This window comes from Aromatoleum sp. (assembly GCF_035254505.1).
Taxonomy (GTDB): Bacteria; Pseudomonadota; Gammaproteobacteria; order Burkholderiales; family Rhodocyclaceae; genus Aromatoleum.
This window is the reverse complement of the sequence record NZ_DATFAO010000052.1, coordinates 15,842-31,721: the sequence shown is the minus strand read 5'-3', so window position 1 is coordinate 31,721 and position 15,880 is coordinate 15,842. Positions and strand designations below refer to the sequence as shown.

At 66.6% G+C, this 15,880-nt stretch carries 14 protein-coding genes and 1 riboswitch; of the genes, 9 read left to right on the top strand and 5 right to left on the bottom strand.

The window, feature by feature from the left end; genetic code table 11:
- Positions 1 to 18 precede the first annotated feature (18 nt).
- Both VJ673_RS10170 and VJ673_RS10165 read left to right on the top strand, forming a co-directional pair.
- On the top strand, positions 19 to 972 hold the full coding sequence (locus VJ673_RS10170) for a type II secretion system F family protein (protein WP_324125978.1): 954 nt from the start codon (positions 19 to 21) through the stop codon (positions 970 to 972).
- 17 nt (positions 973 to 989) lie between these two features.
- Positions 990 to 2,342, top strand: a complete 1,353-nt coding sequence (locus VJ673_RS10165) for a LytR C-terminal domain-containing protein (protein WP_324125977.1) — start codon at positions 990 to 992, stop codon at positions 2,340 to 2,342.
- A 95-nt stretch (positions 2,343 to 2,437) separates the two neighbouring features.
- Here VJ673_RS10165 and VJ673_RS10160 read toward each other — a convergent pair whose 3' ends face one another.
- Both VJ673_RS10160 and VJ673_RS10155 read right to left on the bottom strand, forming a co-directional pair.
- On the bottom strand, positions 2,438 to 4,114 hold the full coding sequence (locus tag VJ673_RS10160; RefSeq protein WP_324125976.1) for a cation acetate symporter: 1,677 nt from the start codon (positions 4,112 to 4,114) through the stop codon (positions 2,438 to 2,440).
- Positions 4,114 to 4,434: a DUF485 domain-containing protein gene (locus VJ673_RS10155; RefSeq protein WP_414635645.1), complete on the bottom strand. Its 321-nt coding sequence runs from the start codon at positions 4,432 to 4,434 to the stop codon at positions 4,114 to 4,116. Before VJ673_RS10155 ends, VJ673_RS10160 begins: the two co-directional genes overlap by 1 nt.
- 207 nt (positions 4,435 to 4,641) lie before the next feature.
- On the opposite strand from VJ673_RS10155, the gene VJ673_RS10150 reads away from it, so the two are divergent.
- A complete protein-coding gene (locus VJ673_RS10150; RefSeq protein WP_324125975.1) occupies positions 4,642 to 5,424 on the top strand; it encodes an enoyl-CoA hydratase/isomerase family protein in 783 nt (260 codons plus the stop codon).
- A 12-nt stretch (positions 5,425 to 5,436) separates the two neighbouring features.
- Here the strand turns inward: VJ673_RS10150 and VJ673_RS10145 are convergent, their stop codons facing one another.
- Positions 5,437 to 6,903, bottom strand: coding sequence for a cobyric acid synthase (locus VJ673_RS10145; RefSeq protein ID WP_324125974.1), 1,467 nt, complete (start codon positions 6,901 to 6,903; stop codon positions 5,437 to 5,439).
- Positions 6,904 to 6,961: 58 nt separating this feature from the next.
- Between VJ673_RS10145 and cbiB the strand changes: the two genes are divergently transcribed.
- From cbiB to VJ673_RS10130, 3 genes are all read left to right on the top strand, one after another.
- Positions 6,962 to 7,897: an adenosylcobinamide-phosphate synthase CbiB gene (gene cbiB, locus VJ673_RS10140; RefSeq protein WP_324125973.1), complete on the top strand. Its 936-nt coding sequence runs from the start codon at positions 6,962 to 6,964 to the stop codon at positions 7,895 to 7,897.
- 89 nt (positions 7,898 to 7,986) lie between these two features.
- Positions 7,987 to 8,979: a tRNA modification radical SAM protein MnmL/YtqA gene (gene mnmL, locus VJ673_RS10135; protein WP_324125971.1), complete on the top strand. Its 993-nt coding sequence runs from the start codon at positions 7,987 to 7,989 to the stop codon at positions 8,977 to 8,979.
- Entirely contained in the window at positions 8,961 to 9,878 is a 918-nt protein-coding gene (locus VJ673_RS10130; RefSeq protein ID WP_414635644.1) for a cobalamin-binding protein, read from the top strand. The genes mnmL and VJ673_RS10130 overlap by 19 nt, the downstream gene beginning before the upstream one ends.
- On the opposite strand, the gene VJ673_RS10125 is transcribed toward VJ673_RS10130, so the two are convergent.
- Entirely contained in the window at positions 9,879 to 11,012 is a 1,134-nt protein-coding gene (locus VJ673_RS10125) for a M48 family metallopeptidase (RefSeq protein WP_324125970.1), read from the bottom strand. It abuts the gene before it with no gap.
- Between the two features lie 308 nt (positions 11,013 to 11,320).
- Between VJ673_RS10125 and VJ673_RS10120 the strand changes: the two genes are divergently transcribed.
- Positions 11,321 to 12,862 (top strand): DEAD/DEAH box helicase, encoded by a 1,542-nt coding sequence (locus tag VJ673_RS10120; protein ID WP_324125969.1) that lies wholly within the window; start codon positions 11,321 to 11,323, stop codon positions 12,860 to 12,862.
- 21 nt (positions 12,863 to 12,883) lie between these two features.
- Here VJ673_RS10120 and rquA read toward each other — a convergent pair whose 3' ends face one another.
- A complete protein-coding gene (gene rquA / locus VJ673_RS10115; protein ID WP_324125968.1) occupies positions 12,884 to 13,573 on the bottom strand; it encodes a rhodoquinone biosynthesis methyltransferase RquA in 690 nt (229 codons plus the stop codon).
- Positions 13,574 to 13,720: 147 nt separating this feature from the next.
- Positions 13,721 to 13,942, top strand: a riboswitch (cobalamin riboswitch).
- Between the two features lie 181 nt (positions 13,943 to 14,123).
- Between rquA and cobM the strand changes: the two genes are divergently transcribed.
- Positions 14,124 to 14,930, top strand: a complete 807-nt coding sequence (cobM, locus tag VJ673_RS10110; protein WP_324125967.1) for a precorrin-4 C(11)-methyltransferase — start codon at positions 14,124 to 14,126, stop codon at positions 14,928 to 14,930.
- Entirely contained in the window at positions 14,930 to 15,880 is a 951-nt protein-coding gene (locus VJ673_RS10105) for a sirohydrochlorin chelatase (protein ID WP_324126041.1), read from the top strand. The genes cobM and VJ673_RS10105 overlap by 1 nt, the downstream gene beginning before the upstream one ends.

The following is a 15,880-nucleotide window of genomic DNA, read 5'->3' as shown; positions in this document are numbered from 1 at the left end:
AAAGAGGAGAACGCAGACATGGATTACACGCAGATCGCGTTTCTCGGACTGCTGTTCATTGCAGTCACGGCCGGCGCATATTTCGTGATGAACCTGTTCACCCGCTCGGCGACGGCGGCGCGGCTCGAAGCCCTCGGGCCCGGAGGCAAGGCCAAGGCGACGTCGCCAGGCGCCGATGCCTGGATTGAACGCACCGTAAAACTCACCGGCCCCTTTGCGAAGCTATCCACTCCGGAAGACAACGAGGATGCCTCGACACTGCGGGCGCACTTCATGCACGCCGGCATTCGCAATCCATCCGCCCCACTCGCCTTCTTCGGGATCAAAACGGTGCTCGCGCTAGGCCTCCCGCTGCTGGCCTACTTCACGGTGCTGGTGTCCAGACCGGAGCTGGAGTTCCAGGGCACGCTCCTCGTCGTGCTGCTTGCGGCAGCCCTCGGTTACTACCTGCCGAACCTGGTCCTGAACCGGATGATCTTCGTTCGCCAGCGCGAAATCTTCGAAACTTTCCCGGATGCACTGGACCTGATGACGGTCTGCGTTGAAGCTGGACTCGGCGTCGAAGCGGCACTCGTGAAGGTTGCCGACGAAATGCAGCACAAGAGCGAGGCGCTCGCCGAAGAACTGCATCTCGTCACGCTGGAATTGCGTGCGGGCCTGGAGCGCGCCCGAGCCCTGCGCAACCTCGCCATGCGTACAGGAGTGGAAGAGGTCGAAGGGTTTGTCGCGATGATCGTCCAGGCGGAGCGCTTCGGCACCAGCATTGCCGCATCACTACGCGTGCATTCCGACATGCTACGCACTCGTCGCCGCCAGCGGGCAGAGGAAGCCGCCGCGAAGATCGCGCTGAAGCTTTTGTTTCCGCTGATTTTCTGCATCTTTCCGTCATTGATGCTGGTGCTGCTCGGACCGGCGATGATCCAGATCTACCGCGTTCTGCTGCCGACCTTTGCCGGCACCACCGGCGGCTGACAAGAGGAGAAACGGCCATGAAGAAGCTCGCGTTCACTCTGAAACCAGTGCTGGCCGCCCTCGTGCTGGGCGCCTGCAGCACTGGCCCAAGCATGCCCGAACGGGCGTGGAAGATTTCGCCGGTGCAGACCGTCAATCACGGCGGCTCGGCCGCCGCAGGCTACTTCGCTCTCGGCCGCGTCAAGGAAGGCCAAGGCGTGACCGAGCAGGCGATCGTCGCCTATCGCAAAGCCCTCGATGCCGACCCCACCTACACGGCCGCATGGAACGCACTCGGAGCCTTGCTCGCACAGCAAGGCAAGTACGAAGAAGGTCTGGCGGCGCTTGAAAGGGCCGTGAGCCTGTCACCAACCGCGAGCCATCTGCACAACAACCTCGGTTACGCTCAGCTACTTTCCGGTCGCGACGAAGCCGCCGCGGCATCGCTGCGCCGCGCTGTCGATCTGGACGCGGACAACCGCCGCGCATGGAGCAACCTTGCGACGGCCTACCGGCGTCTGGGCGCGAATGAGCGTGCGGAGTTCGCCGAAGCCCGCGCGAGCAATACCTGGGCCGCGATGCAACCTGCGGTGGCCGCGGCCGTTCCGCCGCAGCCGCGTGCAGATGCGGACACCGCCCAGCCCGCTCCACCCACCGCCCCGGCACCTGTCGTGTCTGAGCTTGCAGCCACCTCCGCGCCAGCGGCAGTAGCGGCGATCGCGCCAAGCACGCGCGTCACTACACCTCCGGTCCCGGCCGCAGAGCTCACGCCCGCTCCACGGACCACGCTCGTCAAGGTCGCCGAAAACGTCTTCGAGCTGCACAATGCGCCTCCGCCCCGCACGGTCGCCGTCGCCGAAGCCGCCGCCATCATTGCCGCGGCAACCAAGCCTGCCACGCCGCCGATCACGCAGGAACCGCGGCGCGCAGCGGCTGGACCAGTAACTCCCCTCACCGCCAACCCGGTTGCCTCGTCGAACCCGACCAATACCGCATCCGCACGCCCCGCCCGCTTCGAAATCACCAATGGCCACGGCGGCGAAGGACTTGCCCGCAGGCTCGCCGCACTGCTCGGCCAGCAAGGCATGACCCGCCCGCGGCTGACGAACCAGTTGCCCTACACTCAGACCGCGTCCTACGTCGAATATCGCAACGGCTACCGCGATGCAGCGGAAGCGTTCGCCGCACAGCTGCCGTTCCGACCCGCGGTTCAACCTGCTGCCGCCGGCAAGCTGCTGGTCGACGTCCGGCTCATGCTCGGCCACGACCTGACCACGAGCGACGCCTGCGCTGCACTCGGCGTCTGCACGCACGTCGCACGCGCCGCCCCCGTGCGCGCGGAGCCCGCACGCGTCGCCGCAGCATCGGTCCGCCGACCGTCCGGCGACTGATCCCCGCCCCAAAAACGACAACCCCCGCCTGGCCAACGCCGGGCGGGGGTTGTCGCGTGCCGCAACCAAAGCTGCGGCACCTGTTACTTCAAAGCTTAGTGCGATGCAGCCGTCGCCGCGCCGACACCGGTCTGCGCACGCACATACTGGTCCTCGAACGCTTCGATTTCCTTCTTCGCGGCAACGCTCGAATCGAGCTTCGACACGATGATCGCGAGCAGGAAGGCGATCGGCATCGAGAACAGCGCAGGCTGCGTGTAGGGGAAGATCGCCGCGGCGTTGTGTAGCACGTCGACCCACACCGACTTCGACAGCACCACGAAGGCCACTGCACTCGCGAGACCCGAGTAGCCGCCGAACAGCGCGCCGCGGGTTGTCAGGCCCTTCCAGTACATCGACAGGATCAGCACCGGGAAGTTGGCCGAAGCTGCGACGCCGAAGGCCAGTGCGACCATAAACGCAATGTTCATCTTCTCGAAGGCCATGCCGAGCAGCACGGCGACGATGCCCAGGCCGATGGTCGCGATCTTCGAGACCTTCAGCTCGGTCGTTTCCGACGCCTTGCCCTTCATGATGACGCGCGAGTAGATGTCATGCGAGATCGCCGACGCGCCGGCCAGCGCCAGGCCGGACACCACCGCGAGGATGGTCGCGAAGGCCACCGCCGACAGGAAGCCGAGCAGCAGGTTGCCGCCGACGGCTTTCGCGAGGTGCATCGCAATCATGTTGCCACCGCCGATGACTTTGCCGCCGAGCACGCCACCTTCGAAGAACTCAGGGTTGGTGCCGACGATCAGGATCGCGCACAGGCCCATGATGGCGATGACGTTGAAGAAGTAGGCGACGATGCCCGAGGCGTAGAGCACCGACTTCCGTGCTTCCTTCGCGTCGGTCACGGTGAAGAATCGCATCAGGATGTGCGGCAGACCAGCCGTGCCGAACATCAGGCCGAGGCCCAGCGAGATCGCGGTCACCGGATCGGCCAGCAAGCTACCCGGGGCGAGCAGTTTGCCACCCAGCTTGTGGATTTCCATCGCGCGGGTCGTCAACTCGTCGAAGCTGAAGCCGAACTGGCTGAACCCGAGCAGCATCACGATCGTGCCGCCGACCAGCAGCATGCAGGCCTTGATGATCTGCACCCAGGTCGTCGCGACCATGCCGCCGAAGGTCACATAGACCATCATCAGCGCGCCGACCACGAACAGCGCATAGACGTAGTCGAGACCGAACAGCAGCTTGATCAGCTGGCCGGCGCCGACCATCTGCGCGACGAGGTAGAAGCACACCACCGTCAGCGAGCTCACCGCCGCCATCGTACGCACCTTGCCCTGGTCGAGGCGGTAGGCGGTGATGTCGGCGAAGGTGAATTTGCCGAGGTTGCGCAGGCGTTCGGCCATCAGGAACAGGATGATCGGCCAGCCGACGAAGAAGGCGATCATGTAGATATAGGCATCGACGCCCTGGGTGTACATCATCGCGGTCAGACCGAGCAGCGTCGCGGCCGACATATAGTCGCCGGCGATCGCGAGGCCGTTCTGCCAGCCGGTGATGCCGCCGCCCGCGGTGTAGAAGTCGGCGGTCGACTTGGTGCGGCTGGCCGCCCAGTAGGTGATACCCAGCGTCATCAGCACGAACATGAAGAACATGCCGATGGCGGTGAGATTGAGGCCCTGCTTTTCCGTCTGAGCGATGGCATCACCGGCGAGCGCCGAGGCGGCAACCGACAGCGTGACCAGGCCCGTGGCAAGGCGCGACAGGAGAGACTTGTTCATTATTTTTCGTCCTTCCATGCGGCATGCACGATTTCGTTGTTGATGTCATCGAATTCCCCGTTGGCGCGACGCACGTAGAGCAGCGTGAGCACCCAGAAGAACACGAACTGGAACAATCCGGCGGCGACGCCGAAGGTCAGGTTGCTGCCTTCGGATAGGCGCTTCGCAATCAGCTCGGGCGCGAAGGCCACCAGCATCACGAAGCCGTAGAACAGCGTGAGCACCACGACCGACAAGATCGTCGCGAACCGCGTCCGCTTGGCGACCAACTCCGCGAAACGCGGATTGCGCCGGATATGCGCGTACATCGAACTAGACATTTCCTTCCTCCTCGAGAATACAACGTGAAACACGTCATCTCCTCCACTCTCCCAAGTGGAGTCGGCCCGACCGTCTGCGCAGTGGTGCCGGCTGATATATCATCTATATGACTCCATACCACACAGTATGGATATGTTTTTTGCGCAGTGCAACATATTGGCGCAAAACAAAAAGGCAGAAATATTCAAGTACTTGGGGAAATAGGCATGAGTGGCCAGATCACACTGACGAACGACGGGGGCATCGCCACCCTGACCCTTTCAAACCCCGACAAGCTCAATGCCATCGATTCGACGATGTGGATCGCGCTGCATGCGGCAATGGATGAAATCGCCGCTCGAGACGACCTGCGCTGCGTGATCCTGCGCGGCGCCGGTGACAAGGCTTTCGCCGCGGGCGGTGACATCGAGGAATTCCTGACCGTGCGAGCGACGGTCGATGACGCACTGCACTACCACGACACCCTGGTCGCGACCGCGCTCGACGCGATCCGCGCCTGCCAGATCCCGACCGTCGCCGCGATCCAGGGCGCCTGCGTCGGCGGCGGACTGGAAATCGCCGGCTGCTGCGACCTGCGCATCGCCGGCGAATCGGCACGCTTCGGCGCCCCGATCAATCGCCTGGGATTTTCGATGTATCCCGGCGAGATGGCGGGACTACTCGACCTCGTCGGTCCGGCGGTGCTGCTGGAGATCCTGCTGGAAGGACGGATCCTGGACGCGCGAGAAGCCATGCAGAAAGGCCTGCTGACGCGCGTCGTCGATGACGAGAAGGTGATCGACGAGGCAATCGGGGCGGCAAACCGCATCAGCGCCGGCGCGCCGCTCGTCGCTCGCTGGCACAAGCAGTGGGTGCATCGCCTGATGGACGGCCGTCCGCTGAGCGTCGCCGAGAAGCGCGCGGCCTTCGACTTCCTCGCGACGGACGATTACCGCGAGGGGCTGGAGGCCTTCTTTGCGAAGCGCAAGCCGCGGTTCACGGGTCGCTGACCAGCAGCGAATTCACTCCAGCCACTCGGCCGGCAACACCGAGCTGAGGTCGAGGTGCTGCACCATGCTGTCGGCGAGCCGATTGAGATCGGCCTCGCGCCGTGCGGCGAGATCGACCGCGTCGAGGCCTTCCGCGCCCGCCCACGCAAGCAGCGCGGACAGAGCCGCCGGGTCGTCGAACAGACCGTGCAGATAGGTGCCGAGGATCTGCCCGTCCTCGGACATCGCGCCATCGGAGCGCCCGTCGGCCAAGCGCACCGCGGGGTTCGCGAGCGCCGCACCGCGACTGACGCCCATGTGGATCTCGTAGCCGGCAACGGCAGGAGCGCCCGGCAGACACAGCTCGCCCGCGGCGTTCTCAAGGCGCTTCTCGGCTTCGAGCACGGTCTCCATGTCGAGCAGGCCGAGGCCGGGCGCAGTCGTCGGCACACCTTCGATTCCCAGCGGATCGGCAAGCGTCGCCCCTAGCATCTGGAAGCCGCCGCAGATCCCGATCACCTTGCCGCCGTATCGCAGATGGCGCCGGATGGGCGCCTCCCAGCCCTGCGCGCGCAGCCACGTGAGGTCCGACTGCACGCTCTTCGAACCGGGCAGCACGATCAGGTCCGCGGGAGGGATGGCCTGGCCGGGCCCGACCCAACTGAAATCGATCTGAGGATGCAGGCGCAGGACGTCGAGATCGGTGTGGTTCGAGATGCGCGGATAGACCGGCGCGACGACCCGCAGCCGCGACTCGCGCTTGTCGACGCTGGCCTTGCCGAGCGCATCCTCGGCATCGAGGAAGAGCCCGTGCAGATAGGGCAGCACACCGAGCACCGGCTTGCCCGTGCGCTCCTCCAGCCAGTCGAGGCCCGACTGGAGCAGACCGATGTCGCCCCGAAAACGGTTGATCACGAAGCCTTTTACGCGCGCCTGCTCGGACGGCGAGAGCAGTTCCAGCGTGCCGACGAGGTGTGCGAAGACGCCGCCGCGGTCGATGTCGGCGACGAGGATCACCGGTACGTCGGCCGCCTCGGCGAATCCCATGTTGGCGATGTCACGGTCACGCAAATTGATCTCGGCGGGACTCCCCGCGCCTTCGACCAGCACGCACTCATAGGCGCTCGTCAGGCGATCCCAGGACTGCATGACGGCTGCCATCGCGCGCGGTTTGTACGCGTGGTAGTCGCGTGCAGACAGGTTCGCGACGGCGCGACCGTGGATAATGACTTGCGCGCCGACGTCCGTCGAAGGCTTCAGCAGGATCGGGTTGAAGTCGGTGTGCGGAGGGACGCCCGCTGCGAGCGCCTGCAAGGCCTGCGCGCGGCCAATCTCGCCGCCATCGACGGTCACCGCCGAATTGAGCGCCATGTTCTGCGGCTTGAACGGCGCGACGCGCACGCCGCGGCGCGCAAGCATGCGGGCAAGCCCCGCGACGACGGTGCTCTTACCCGCATCGGAGGTCGTTCCCTGCACCATCAGGGTGATTGCTTGTGGCATCGCGTAAAATCCCGACTTTTTTCAACAGCGGCGGATTATCGCCGAAACCCCCTCAACGATGATTTCCCTGTGCGTCAAACTCGTATCTGGCATCGTCATCGACCGACTGCTCGGCGAGCCGCGCCGCTACCACCCCCTGGTCGGCTTCGGTCGCTGGGCCATCTGGATCGAAGGTCGGCTGCACGGACGCCTGCCGGGACGCACAGCCGGCATCGCGGCGTGGATGCTCGCCGTGCTGCCTTGGGTGGGGCTCGCCGTCGCCCTGCACGCCGCACATCCGGCGCTCGGCTGGATCGCGGATGTCGGTCTGCTGTATTTCGCGCTCGGCGCGCAAAGCCTCGCGCAACATGCCGAGGCGATCGCGAAGCCGCTCGCCGCCGGCGATCTCGACGCCGCCCGCAAGCGCGTCGGCTGGATCGTCAGCCGCGACACGCGCGCGCTCGACGCGACCGGCATCGCCCGTGCGGGCACCGAGTCGGTATTGGAGAACGGCAACGATGCGGTGTTCGGCGCGCTCTTCTGGTTCTGCGTCGCCGGCGGCCCCGGCGTGCTGCTCTTCCGTCTCGCGAATACGTTGGACGCGATGTGGGGCTACCGCAACGAGCGCTACCTCCACTTCGGCTGGGCCGCGGCGCGCATTGACGACGTGCTCAACTGGCTGCCTGCGCGCCTCACGGCGCTCACCTACGCGATCCTGGGCCGTACCCGCGAGGCCCTCGCCTGCTGGCGCTCGCAGGCACCCACCTGGGACAGCCCCAATGCCGGCCCGGTGATGGCCGCGGGCGCCGGCGCGCTGGGCGTGAGCCTCGGCGGGCCGGCGATCTACCACGGTCGCGAAGAGCAGCGCCCGCCGCTCGGCGGCGGCCCCGCTCCGGATGCGACAAGCTTGCGCTCGGCAATCGCGCTCGTTCGCCGCGGCGTGCTGCTGTGGCTCGGCGTCGTCGCACTTGCCGCTGTCGTGGTCACGTTCGTCGGAGCCGGCGGCCATGCTTGAACATCGCGGACGGCCGCACACGGTCGCGCAACGCTACGGCAGAACGTTGCACGCTCCATCACCGTGCCAAAGCGCCGCATAGGCTGATCATGCAACTCGACCACTACGTCAACACGATCGGCCGCCATCTGCGAGGCCGCTTCGGCGAGCGCGTGCACAAGCTGCCGCTGCACGCCCGCTTCACCTGCCCGAACCGCGACGGCACGCTCGGCCGCGGCGGCTGCACCTTCTGCAACGTGCGCTCCTTCAGCGACGCCTCGGAAGCCCCGATCGCGCAGCAACTCGCAGAGGGTCGTACGAAGATGGACCGGGCGCGTCGCTACCTCGCCTATTTCCAGGCCTACACCAGCACCTACGCGGAGGTCGAAACGCTGCAGCGCCTCTACGCCGAGGCACTGGAAGCCGCCGACATCGTCGGCTTGTGCGTCGGCACGCGGCCCGATTGCGTGCCCGATGCGGTACTCGATCTGCTCGCCGGCTACCGCGAGCAGGGCTACGAAGTGTGGCTCGAACTCGGCCTGCAGAGCGCCTTCGACGAGACCCTCGCCCGCGTAAACCGCGGCCATGGCTTCGCCGCCTACGCGGACGCTGTCTCTCGTGCCCAGGCGCGCGGTGTGCCAGTGTGCACGCACCTCATCGTCGGCCTGCCGGGGGAGCCGCTCGAACGTAGTTTCGACACCCTGGACCGCGTGCTCGAGCTCGGCGTCGCCGGGCTCAAGCTGCATCCGCTGATGATCGTCAAGGGCAGTCGCATGGCCGCCGCCTGGCGCCGCGGAGAGATCGCACCGGCCGAACTCGGCGCCTACGCAGAGATCGCCGCCGAAATGATCCGCCGCACGCCGGCAGCGGTCGTCTATCACCGCGTCTCGGCGACGGCGAACGCTCCAACGCTGCTCGCGCCGGCGTGGTGCGCGAGCCGCTTCGAAGGCATCCAGGCGGTCGCCCGGCGCTTGGCGGGAACCGGTACCCAGGGCAGCCTGACGGACAATCCGCTCGGCCCGCACGCCGCGGCGGACAAGGCGCACTACCTCCCCCACCCCGCGCCACCAGCTTCCGAGGCCCCATGCGCCCCCACCTGCTGACTCGACTTTCCGCCGCCCTCGCCACAGCCCTCGTCGCCTGCATGTGCCTCGCCCCGTCCGCATATGCGGACGTCGAGTTGCAGGACGACGCGGGCCAGCGCATCCGCCTTGCGCAGCCGGCACGACGCATCGTCAGCCTCGCGCCGCACGTCACCGAATTGCTGTTTGCGGCGGGGGCAGGAGATCGGCTCGTCGGCGCAGTGGACTACAGCGACTACCCGCCGGCCGCGCGCAAGCTACCGCGCGTCGGGGGCTACAGCAACATCGATATGGAGGCGGTCGCGGCCCTGAAGCCCGATCTAGTGATCGCATGGAAGAGTGGCAACCGTGATGCCCACCTCGACCGGCTGGCGGCCCTAGGCATCCCGGTCTTCATCAGCGAGCCGCACAGTCTCGACGACGTCGCACGCAGCCTCGAAAATTTCGGGAAGGCCGCCGGCAGCGAGCGCGAGGGGCGTGCCGCAGCGGATGCCTTCCGTCAGCGCAAGGCCGAACTCGCGCGGCGTTATGCCGGCCGCCCCCCGGTGCGGATGTTCTACCAGATCTGGGAGAAGCCGCTGATGACCGTCAACGACGAGCACCTGATCTCGGACGTGATGCGGCTCTGCGGCGGGGTCAACGTCTTCGGCAAGCTCGATCAACTGGCGCCGACGATCGGCGTGGAAGGGGTGCTTGCGGCGAACCCGGAAGTGATCGTCGCGAGCGGCATGGGGGACGCGCGGCCGGATTGGCTCGACGCGTGGAAGCGCTGGCCCAGGCTCGCTGCAGTCAGCAGTGGCAACCTCTATTTCGTGCCGCCGGAACTGATCCAGCGGCACACGCCGCGCATTCTGGAAGGCGCTTCGATGCTATGCGAACAGCTCGACACGGCACGGCGCAAGCGTCGCGGCGGCGGCTGATCAGGCGCAGCGCGCGCGCCGGTAGCGCTGACGCCAGTCGCGACGCGAATCCTCCCACCACGCGCGATCGAAGACCCACGACAGCGTGGGGAGCAAGGGGCCGAGGCAGACATTGGCCAGCGTGTTGGCGCCGGCGCGCGGCACGACCGGCGCAACGCGCAGCGCACGCAAGCGCTCGTTGAGTGTCGGATGGAAGTCAGAAGCAGACGCCTGCTGGCCATAGACGTGGCGGATATCGACGCTGCCCGGCATCGGGCGACGGAAACCGGCCATCACGCCGAGCCCCATCTCACGGAAGGGTCGGATCACCGGCCGCGGCTCGAAACTGCTCTGCTCCATGATCTTGCGCCAGTAGTCCTCGCTGAGGAAGCGCTCCTTCAGCGCGACCTCGACCAGCGCCTCGCCGACCAGCGGCGCGCCGACGACCTGGGCAGCGAGCGCATCGGCTTCGAACTCCTCCAGCCGCGACAGGCGCATCGCGTCGCGCAGGTCGGTGGACGACCAGCGCTCCAGCACGCCGCCGAGCCAGGTCGCATCCTCGACGCAGCGGTCGAGCGCGCGGAACCACCAGGCGCGCAGATGCCCCCACCACGCCTGCAGGCCGTGGCGCTGCAGCACCAGGTGCGCGAACTCGTGGGCGAGAATGGCGCTGAACTGGCGTCGCGAGACGCTGTGTGCGAGCGACAAACCAATCAGCAGATGCGTTTCCATCGGGCCGCCCCAACCCCAACGGGGCCGCTGCAGGATCGCGGCGTTCATGTCGTCGACGATCCAGACCGCGTCGATGCGCGCGCCGCCGAAACGGCGGCCCATGCGCTCGATCAGACGGTACAGCGGTTCCGCCGCTTCCCGCGGCAAGCGTACGCCGTCGGGGCGGGCAGCGGGCGCAAATAGCCAGCCGGCCGCCACCGCGCCCATCGCAACCGCCACCATGAAGGTCGCTGCGGCGAGCAGCGCATCCACGACGTGCCCCGCAACCAAGGCCTCCCAGGTTCCGGCCACCAGCGACGCGGCGATCCCGAAGAACCCCAGCGCGATCGACGTCAGCAGGAACAGCCCGGCGGCAGCGCGCAGGCCGAGGCGGCGAGCGAGTCGCGAACGGATACGGGACAGGTGGTTCGATTGTGTTGCCATGGGTAACACTCCGTAAAACCATGATGGCGACACGGACTATAGCGACCCCAATTTTGGGTGAAAATTGGACTTTAGTAATAGGCAACCCAACAATTTGCATGAAAATCAAGGCATAAGGCTTGTCGACACTGGAAAGTCACGCCGGAAAACTTTTTTTGCAGCGCGCAAAAAAAACGTACAATGCGCACAGTCGCGTACCTGGCCAATCGGTCGCGGCCTTTCCTTTCAGGACCATCCGGTCCCTTTTCCCCGCCCGCCTCGATTGGTGCCGCTCCGCAGGAGCGTCAGGCCGTCGCTGGAGCATCTTTTTGAACACACCCGAAGTTTCTTTCGCCGGCCTCGGCTTGGCCGAGCCGCTGCTGCGCGCCATTTCCGAATCCGGTTACACGCGTCCGACCCCCATCCAGGCCCAGGCGATTCCGCTGGTGCTCGCCGGGGGCGACCTGCTCGCCGCGGCCCAGACCGGCACCGGCAAGACCGCCGGCTTCACGCTACCGCTGCTGCACCTCCTTTCCACGAAGCCCGCCGCCACCCCGAAGGCCGGACGCCCGCGCTGCCTGATCCTGACCCCGACGCGCGAACTCGCCGCGCAAGTCGAGGAATCGGTGCAGACCTACGGCAAGCACCTGCCGCTGACCTCGATGGTCATGTTCGGCGGCGTCAATATCAATCCGCAGATCGCTGCGCTGAAGAAGCGCGTCGACATTCTCGTCGCCACTCCCGGCCGCCTGCTGGACCACGCAGGGCAGAAGACGATTGACCTGTCGGGCGTCGAAATCCTCGTCCTCGACGAAGCCGACCGCATGCTCGACATGGGCTTCATCCGCGACATCCGCAAGGTGCTCGCGATGCTGCCGAAGCAGCGTCAGAACCTGCTGTTCTCGGCGACCTTCTCGGACGAAATCCGCTCGCTGGCGAACGGCCTGCTGAACAATCCGGGCTGCGTCGAAGTCGCGCGCCGCAACACGACCACCGAACTCGTCGAGCAGTCGGTGTATTTCGTGCCGCAGAAGCAGAAGCGCGACCTGCTCGTGCATCTGGTGAAGGAGCACGACTGGCATCAGGTGCTGGTCTTCACGCGCACCAAGCACGGCGCGAACCGCCTCGCCGAATACCTCGGCAAGCATGGCATCCCCTCCGCCGCGATCCACGGCAACAAGAGCCAGTCGGCGCGCACCAAGGCGCTGTCGCAATTCAAGGACAACTCGCTGCCGGTGCTGGTCGCGACCGACATCGCGGCGCGCGGCCTGGACATCGATCAGCTGCCGCAAGTCGTGAACTTCGAGCTGCCGAATGTGCCCGAAGACTACGTGCACCGCATCGGCCGCACCGGGCGCGCGGGCTCGAGCGGCAAGGCGATCTCCTTCGTCGATAGCGAGGAGAGGTCCTACCTGACCTCGATCGAGCGCCTGATCAAGCGCACCATCGAGCGCACACCGGTACCGGAATTCGTGACGCACGCGCCCGATCCGGGCGACGACGCCTCGCGTCCGGCTCGCGATCCGCGCCAGTCCGGCCGCCGCAACGACAGCCGCGCACCGCGCCAGCCGCAGACCGAGCGTCCGGCCCCGCGCGCGCAAAGCCATGGACAAAATCGCCAGCCGGCACGGCAGGGCGAAGCGGCCTCGTCGGGGGGCCGTCCGGCGCGCCCCGAAGGGCAGAACAACCGCAACCCCCGCGGCGGCGAGGCGAATGGCAACCGCGCGCCGCGTCAGCAGGACGCCAGTGCCAACCGGGCGCCGCGTTCGACTGAGGCACCCCGTTCGCAGCAGCCCCGCTCGGACGCTGGTCGCCGACCGGCGCCGCGTGCAGCGCTATTCAACGCGAAGCCGGGTTCCCGCGGCGACTAAGCCTCCGTGTCACGGTGCGGCTCAACTGCGCCGCACCCCCACGAGCTTTTGATAAAGACCACCGAACAAGGTGGTCTTTTTCCATTCGAAGTCGCCCGAATGCGCGGACAGTGCCGGGATGTGCGCGTCCAGCAGCGAATCGGCGAAAGGTTCGAGCCAGCGGAACACCTGGGCCATGATCGGCCGCAGCGGATGCCACGGATGCGTGCGGTGGTAGTCGACGAACACAATCTTACCCCCGGGCCGCACCGCACCCAGCAGGTTGTGCACGATGCACGCGCGCTCGATGGGCGGCACTTCGTGCAGCAGGAAGAAACAGCACACGGCGTCGTAGGCTTCGGCAGCGACGGTGTCGGGCACAGCGAGATCGCCTTGTCGCACCTGCACCTGCGGCAGGCCGTCGAGTTTGCGGCGCACGTTGGCGATCTGGATCGGCGCCACGTCGACCACGTCGAGCATCCCCTCGGCGCCGACTTGGTCGGCCAGCATGCGCGAGAACGGGCCGTAGACGCAGGCTGCCTGCAGGAGTCTCTGGCCGGCCTGGAACTCCTCCACCGCCGCCTGCATCAGGCGCGCCGCGTTGCCCCACAGGATCGTCGACACGACGAGCGAACGATCCAGCCAAGGCAGCGTCCGGTGGTCGAGATAGGCCCAGTGATAGGTGCGCGAGAGGTAAAGCGGTACTGCACTGACGCGTGGCAGTGTTGGCATTAACGAATCCCGGTATCAGCAGTCTTCATCGCTACCAGCATAACCGTAGATTCGGCGGCTTGGAACGCCTTCTGCATACGCTAGCCAAATGTGCAGTGCAGCAAGCTCTCCGTGCAACTTGCATTGCGTAAAGCCGATCGCTATGCTCGCACTTGTTTTCGATCCGGGTTCCCCGCCATGCGACCGCGTGGAGGGGTGAAACGGGAAGTCCGGTGACGTCCGGGGACATGCTCCCCCGACCAGTCCGGCGCAGCCCCCGCTGCTGTAAGCCTGACGGATCCGCCACACGCCACTGAGCATTGCGCTCGGGAAGGCGGCGGAGTCCGGGAGAAGGCAAGCCAGAAGACCGGCCCGATCGAGTTAGTAGGTTTGTGCCCCGGGGTGAGGGCTTGCCGACTGGAATCCGATCGCGTCTGCCGCAGTCTTCTGCTCCACACGCCCTCATCGACCCAGCCACAAGTACCGATCCGACTACGTCCGCTTGGAGCGGCCACGGTCGGTCGTCGTCCTTCCCCGGAGCGCTCGTTCAACGCACTCGCGGGGAGTCGTCATGCATTCCGAAACCGCGTCGGGGACCGTCTGGTTCGTCGGCGCCGGTCCGGGCGATCCGGACCTGATCACCGTCAAAGGTCGTCGCCTGCTCGAACACGCGGGCGGCATCCTGTTCGCCGGGTCGCTCGTCGACCAGGCTGCGACGCTTTACGCGCCCGAAGGCTGCGCGATCCGCGACTCGAAGGACATGACGCTCGAGGAGATGAGCGCGTGGCTGATCGACGCCGCATTGCGCTGCGAAACCGTCGTGCGTCTGCAGACCGGGGATCCGGGCCTTTACGGCGCGCTGGTCGAGATGACGCGCCTGCTCGATGCGGCGGGCGTGCCGTGGAAGGTCGTGCCGGGCGTGTCCTCGGCGCTCGCTTCCGCGGCCGCGGCCGGCGAGACACTGACGCTGCCCGAAGTCACGCAGACGGTGATCCTGACGCGCGTCGCCGGCCGCACGCCGATGCCCTCGGGCGAGGAGCTCGACGCGCTCGCGGCGCACCGCACGACGCTGTGCATCTTTCTGTCGATCACGCTGCTGCACGAGGTGCAGGACGCGCTGCGCCGCGCCGGCTGGCCGGAGGATGCGCCGATCCTGGTCGTGCAGAAGGCGAGCTGGCCGGGCGAAGAGAAGATCGTCCGCGGCACGCTCGCCGACATCAAGAAGAAGTGCCAAGCGGAGAAGATCGCCTCGCAGGCGATGATCATCGCGAGCCCCGCGCTGGGCGCCCGCGACTGGCCCGAGATCGCCCGTTCCAAACTCTACGACCCGAGCTTCAGCCACCGCTTCCGCCGGGCCTCCGTCACGGAGAACGCATGATGCAAGACACCACGATCCTGCTGGTTGGCCACGGGTCGCGCAAGCGCGCGGGAAATGACGAGATCGAACGCTTCGCCGCCGAGTGGCGCGTGCGTCGCCCCGAATGGCGCATCGAGGCCTGCTTCATCGAGTACGCGGACGTGCTGCTCGACACGGGGCTCGATCGCGCAGCGCACGGGGCGAAGCGCGTGATCGTAATCCCCTTCATCCTCAACGCCGCGGGCCACGTGAAGATGGAGATCCCGGCCGCGATCGAGCATGCGCGCGAGCGGCATCCGGGCGTTGCCTTCGAATGCACGCGCCACCTCGGCATGGGGCGCGAGATCTTCGACGTGCTCGCGGGCCAGCTCGACCGCCTGATGCAAGCGCTGCACATGCCCGATCCTTGCACGACCGGGGTGATCCTGCTCGGGCGCGGCTCCTCGGACGCAGGCGCGAACGGCGAGCTGGCGAAGATGGCGCGCTGGATCTTTGAAGCGACCGACCACGAGTTGATCGACCTCGCCTTCACGGGCGTGACCTGGCCGCGGCTGGAAACGGCCGTACAGCGCCAGGTGCGCCTGGGGATGACGCAGATCGCGATCGTGCCGGTGTATCTCTTCACCGGCGTGCTGATCGAGCGCATCGACGCACAGCTCGAGCGGCTGCGTGCGCAATACCCGCAGATCGCCTTCGCACTCGGCACCCATTTCGGGTTCGACAAGGGGATTTTCGAACTGGTCGAGGCACGTGTCGCAGATGCGGAAGCCGGGGACGCCCCGCTGCTCGAATGCGACGGCTGCAAGTACCGCCTCGCCGCCGAGGCCGAGCATCTGCACGACCATAGCCATACCGCCGGTCATCACGGGCACGGCGGGCACGACCACGCGCACCACGGCCACGATCATGGCCATGCCTGCTCCCACAACCATGCGCCGCACGCCGGCTGCGCTCACCACGCCCACGCCTGA

What these genes read in the sequence shown, in the direction of transcription:
- VJ673_RS10170 (WP_324125978.1), top strand. Translation starts at nt 19, where the DNA reads ATGGATTACACGCAGATCGCGTTTCTCGGACTGCTGTTCATTGCAGTC.
- VJ673_RS10165 (WP_324125977.1), top strand. Translation starts at nt 990, where the DNA reads ATGAAGAAGCTCGCGTTCACTCTGAAACCAGTGCTGGCCGCCCTCGTG.
- VJ673_RS10160 (WP_324125976.1), bottom strand. Translation starts at nt 4,114, where the DNA reads ATGAACAAGTCTCTCCTGTCGCGCCTTGCCACGGGCCTGGTCACGCTG.
- VJ673_RS10155 (WP_414635645.1), bottom strand. Translation starts at nt 4,434, where the DNA reads ATGTCTAGTTCGATGTACGCGCATATCCGGCGCAATCCGCGTTTCGCG.
- VJ673_RS10150 (WP_324125975.1), top strand. Translation starts at nt 4,642, where the DNA reads ATGAGTGGCCAGATCACACTGACGAACGACGGGGGCATCGCCACCCTG.
- VJ673_RS10145 (WP_324125974.1), bottom strand. Translation starts at nt 6,903, where the DNA reads ATGCCACAAGCAATCACCCTGATGGTGCAGGGAACGACCTCCGATGCG.
- cbiB (WP_324125973.1), top strand. Translation starts at nt 6,962, where the DNA reads ATGATTTCCCTGTGCGTCAAACTCGTATCTGGCATCGTCATCGACCGA.
- mnmL (WP_324125971.1), top strand. Translation starts at nt 7,987, where the DNA reads ATGCAACTCGACCACTACGTCAACACGATCGGCCGCCATCTGCGAGGC.
- VJ673_RS10130 (WP_414635644.1), top strand. Translation starts at nt 8,961, where the DNA reads ATGCGCCCCCACCTGCTGACTCGACTTTCCGCCGCCCTCGCCACAGCC.
- VJ673_RS10125 (WP_324125970.1), bottom strand. Translation starts at nt 11,012, where the DNA reads ATGGCAACACAATCGAACCACCTGTCCCGTATCCGTTCGCGACTCGCT.
- rquA (WP_324125968.1), bottom strand. Translation starts at nt 13,573, where the DNA reads ATGCCAACACTGCCACGCGTCAGTGCAGTACCGCTTTACCTCTCGCGC.
- cobM (WP_324125967.1), top strand. Translation starts at nt 14,124, where the DNA reads ATGCATTCCGAAACCGCGTCGGGGACCGTCTGGTTCGTCGGCGCCGGT.
- VJ673_RS10105 (WP_324126041.1), top strand. Translation starts at nt 14,930, where the DNA reads ATGCAAGACACCACGATCCTGCTGGTTGGCCACGGGTCGCGCAAGCGC.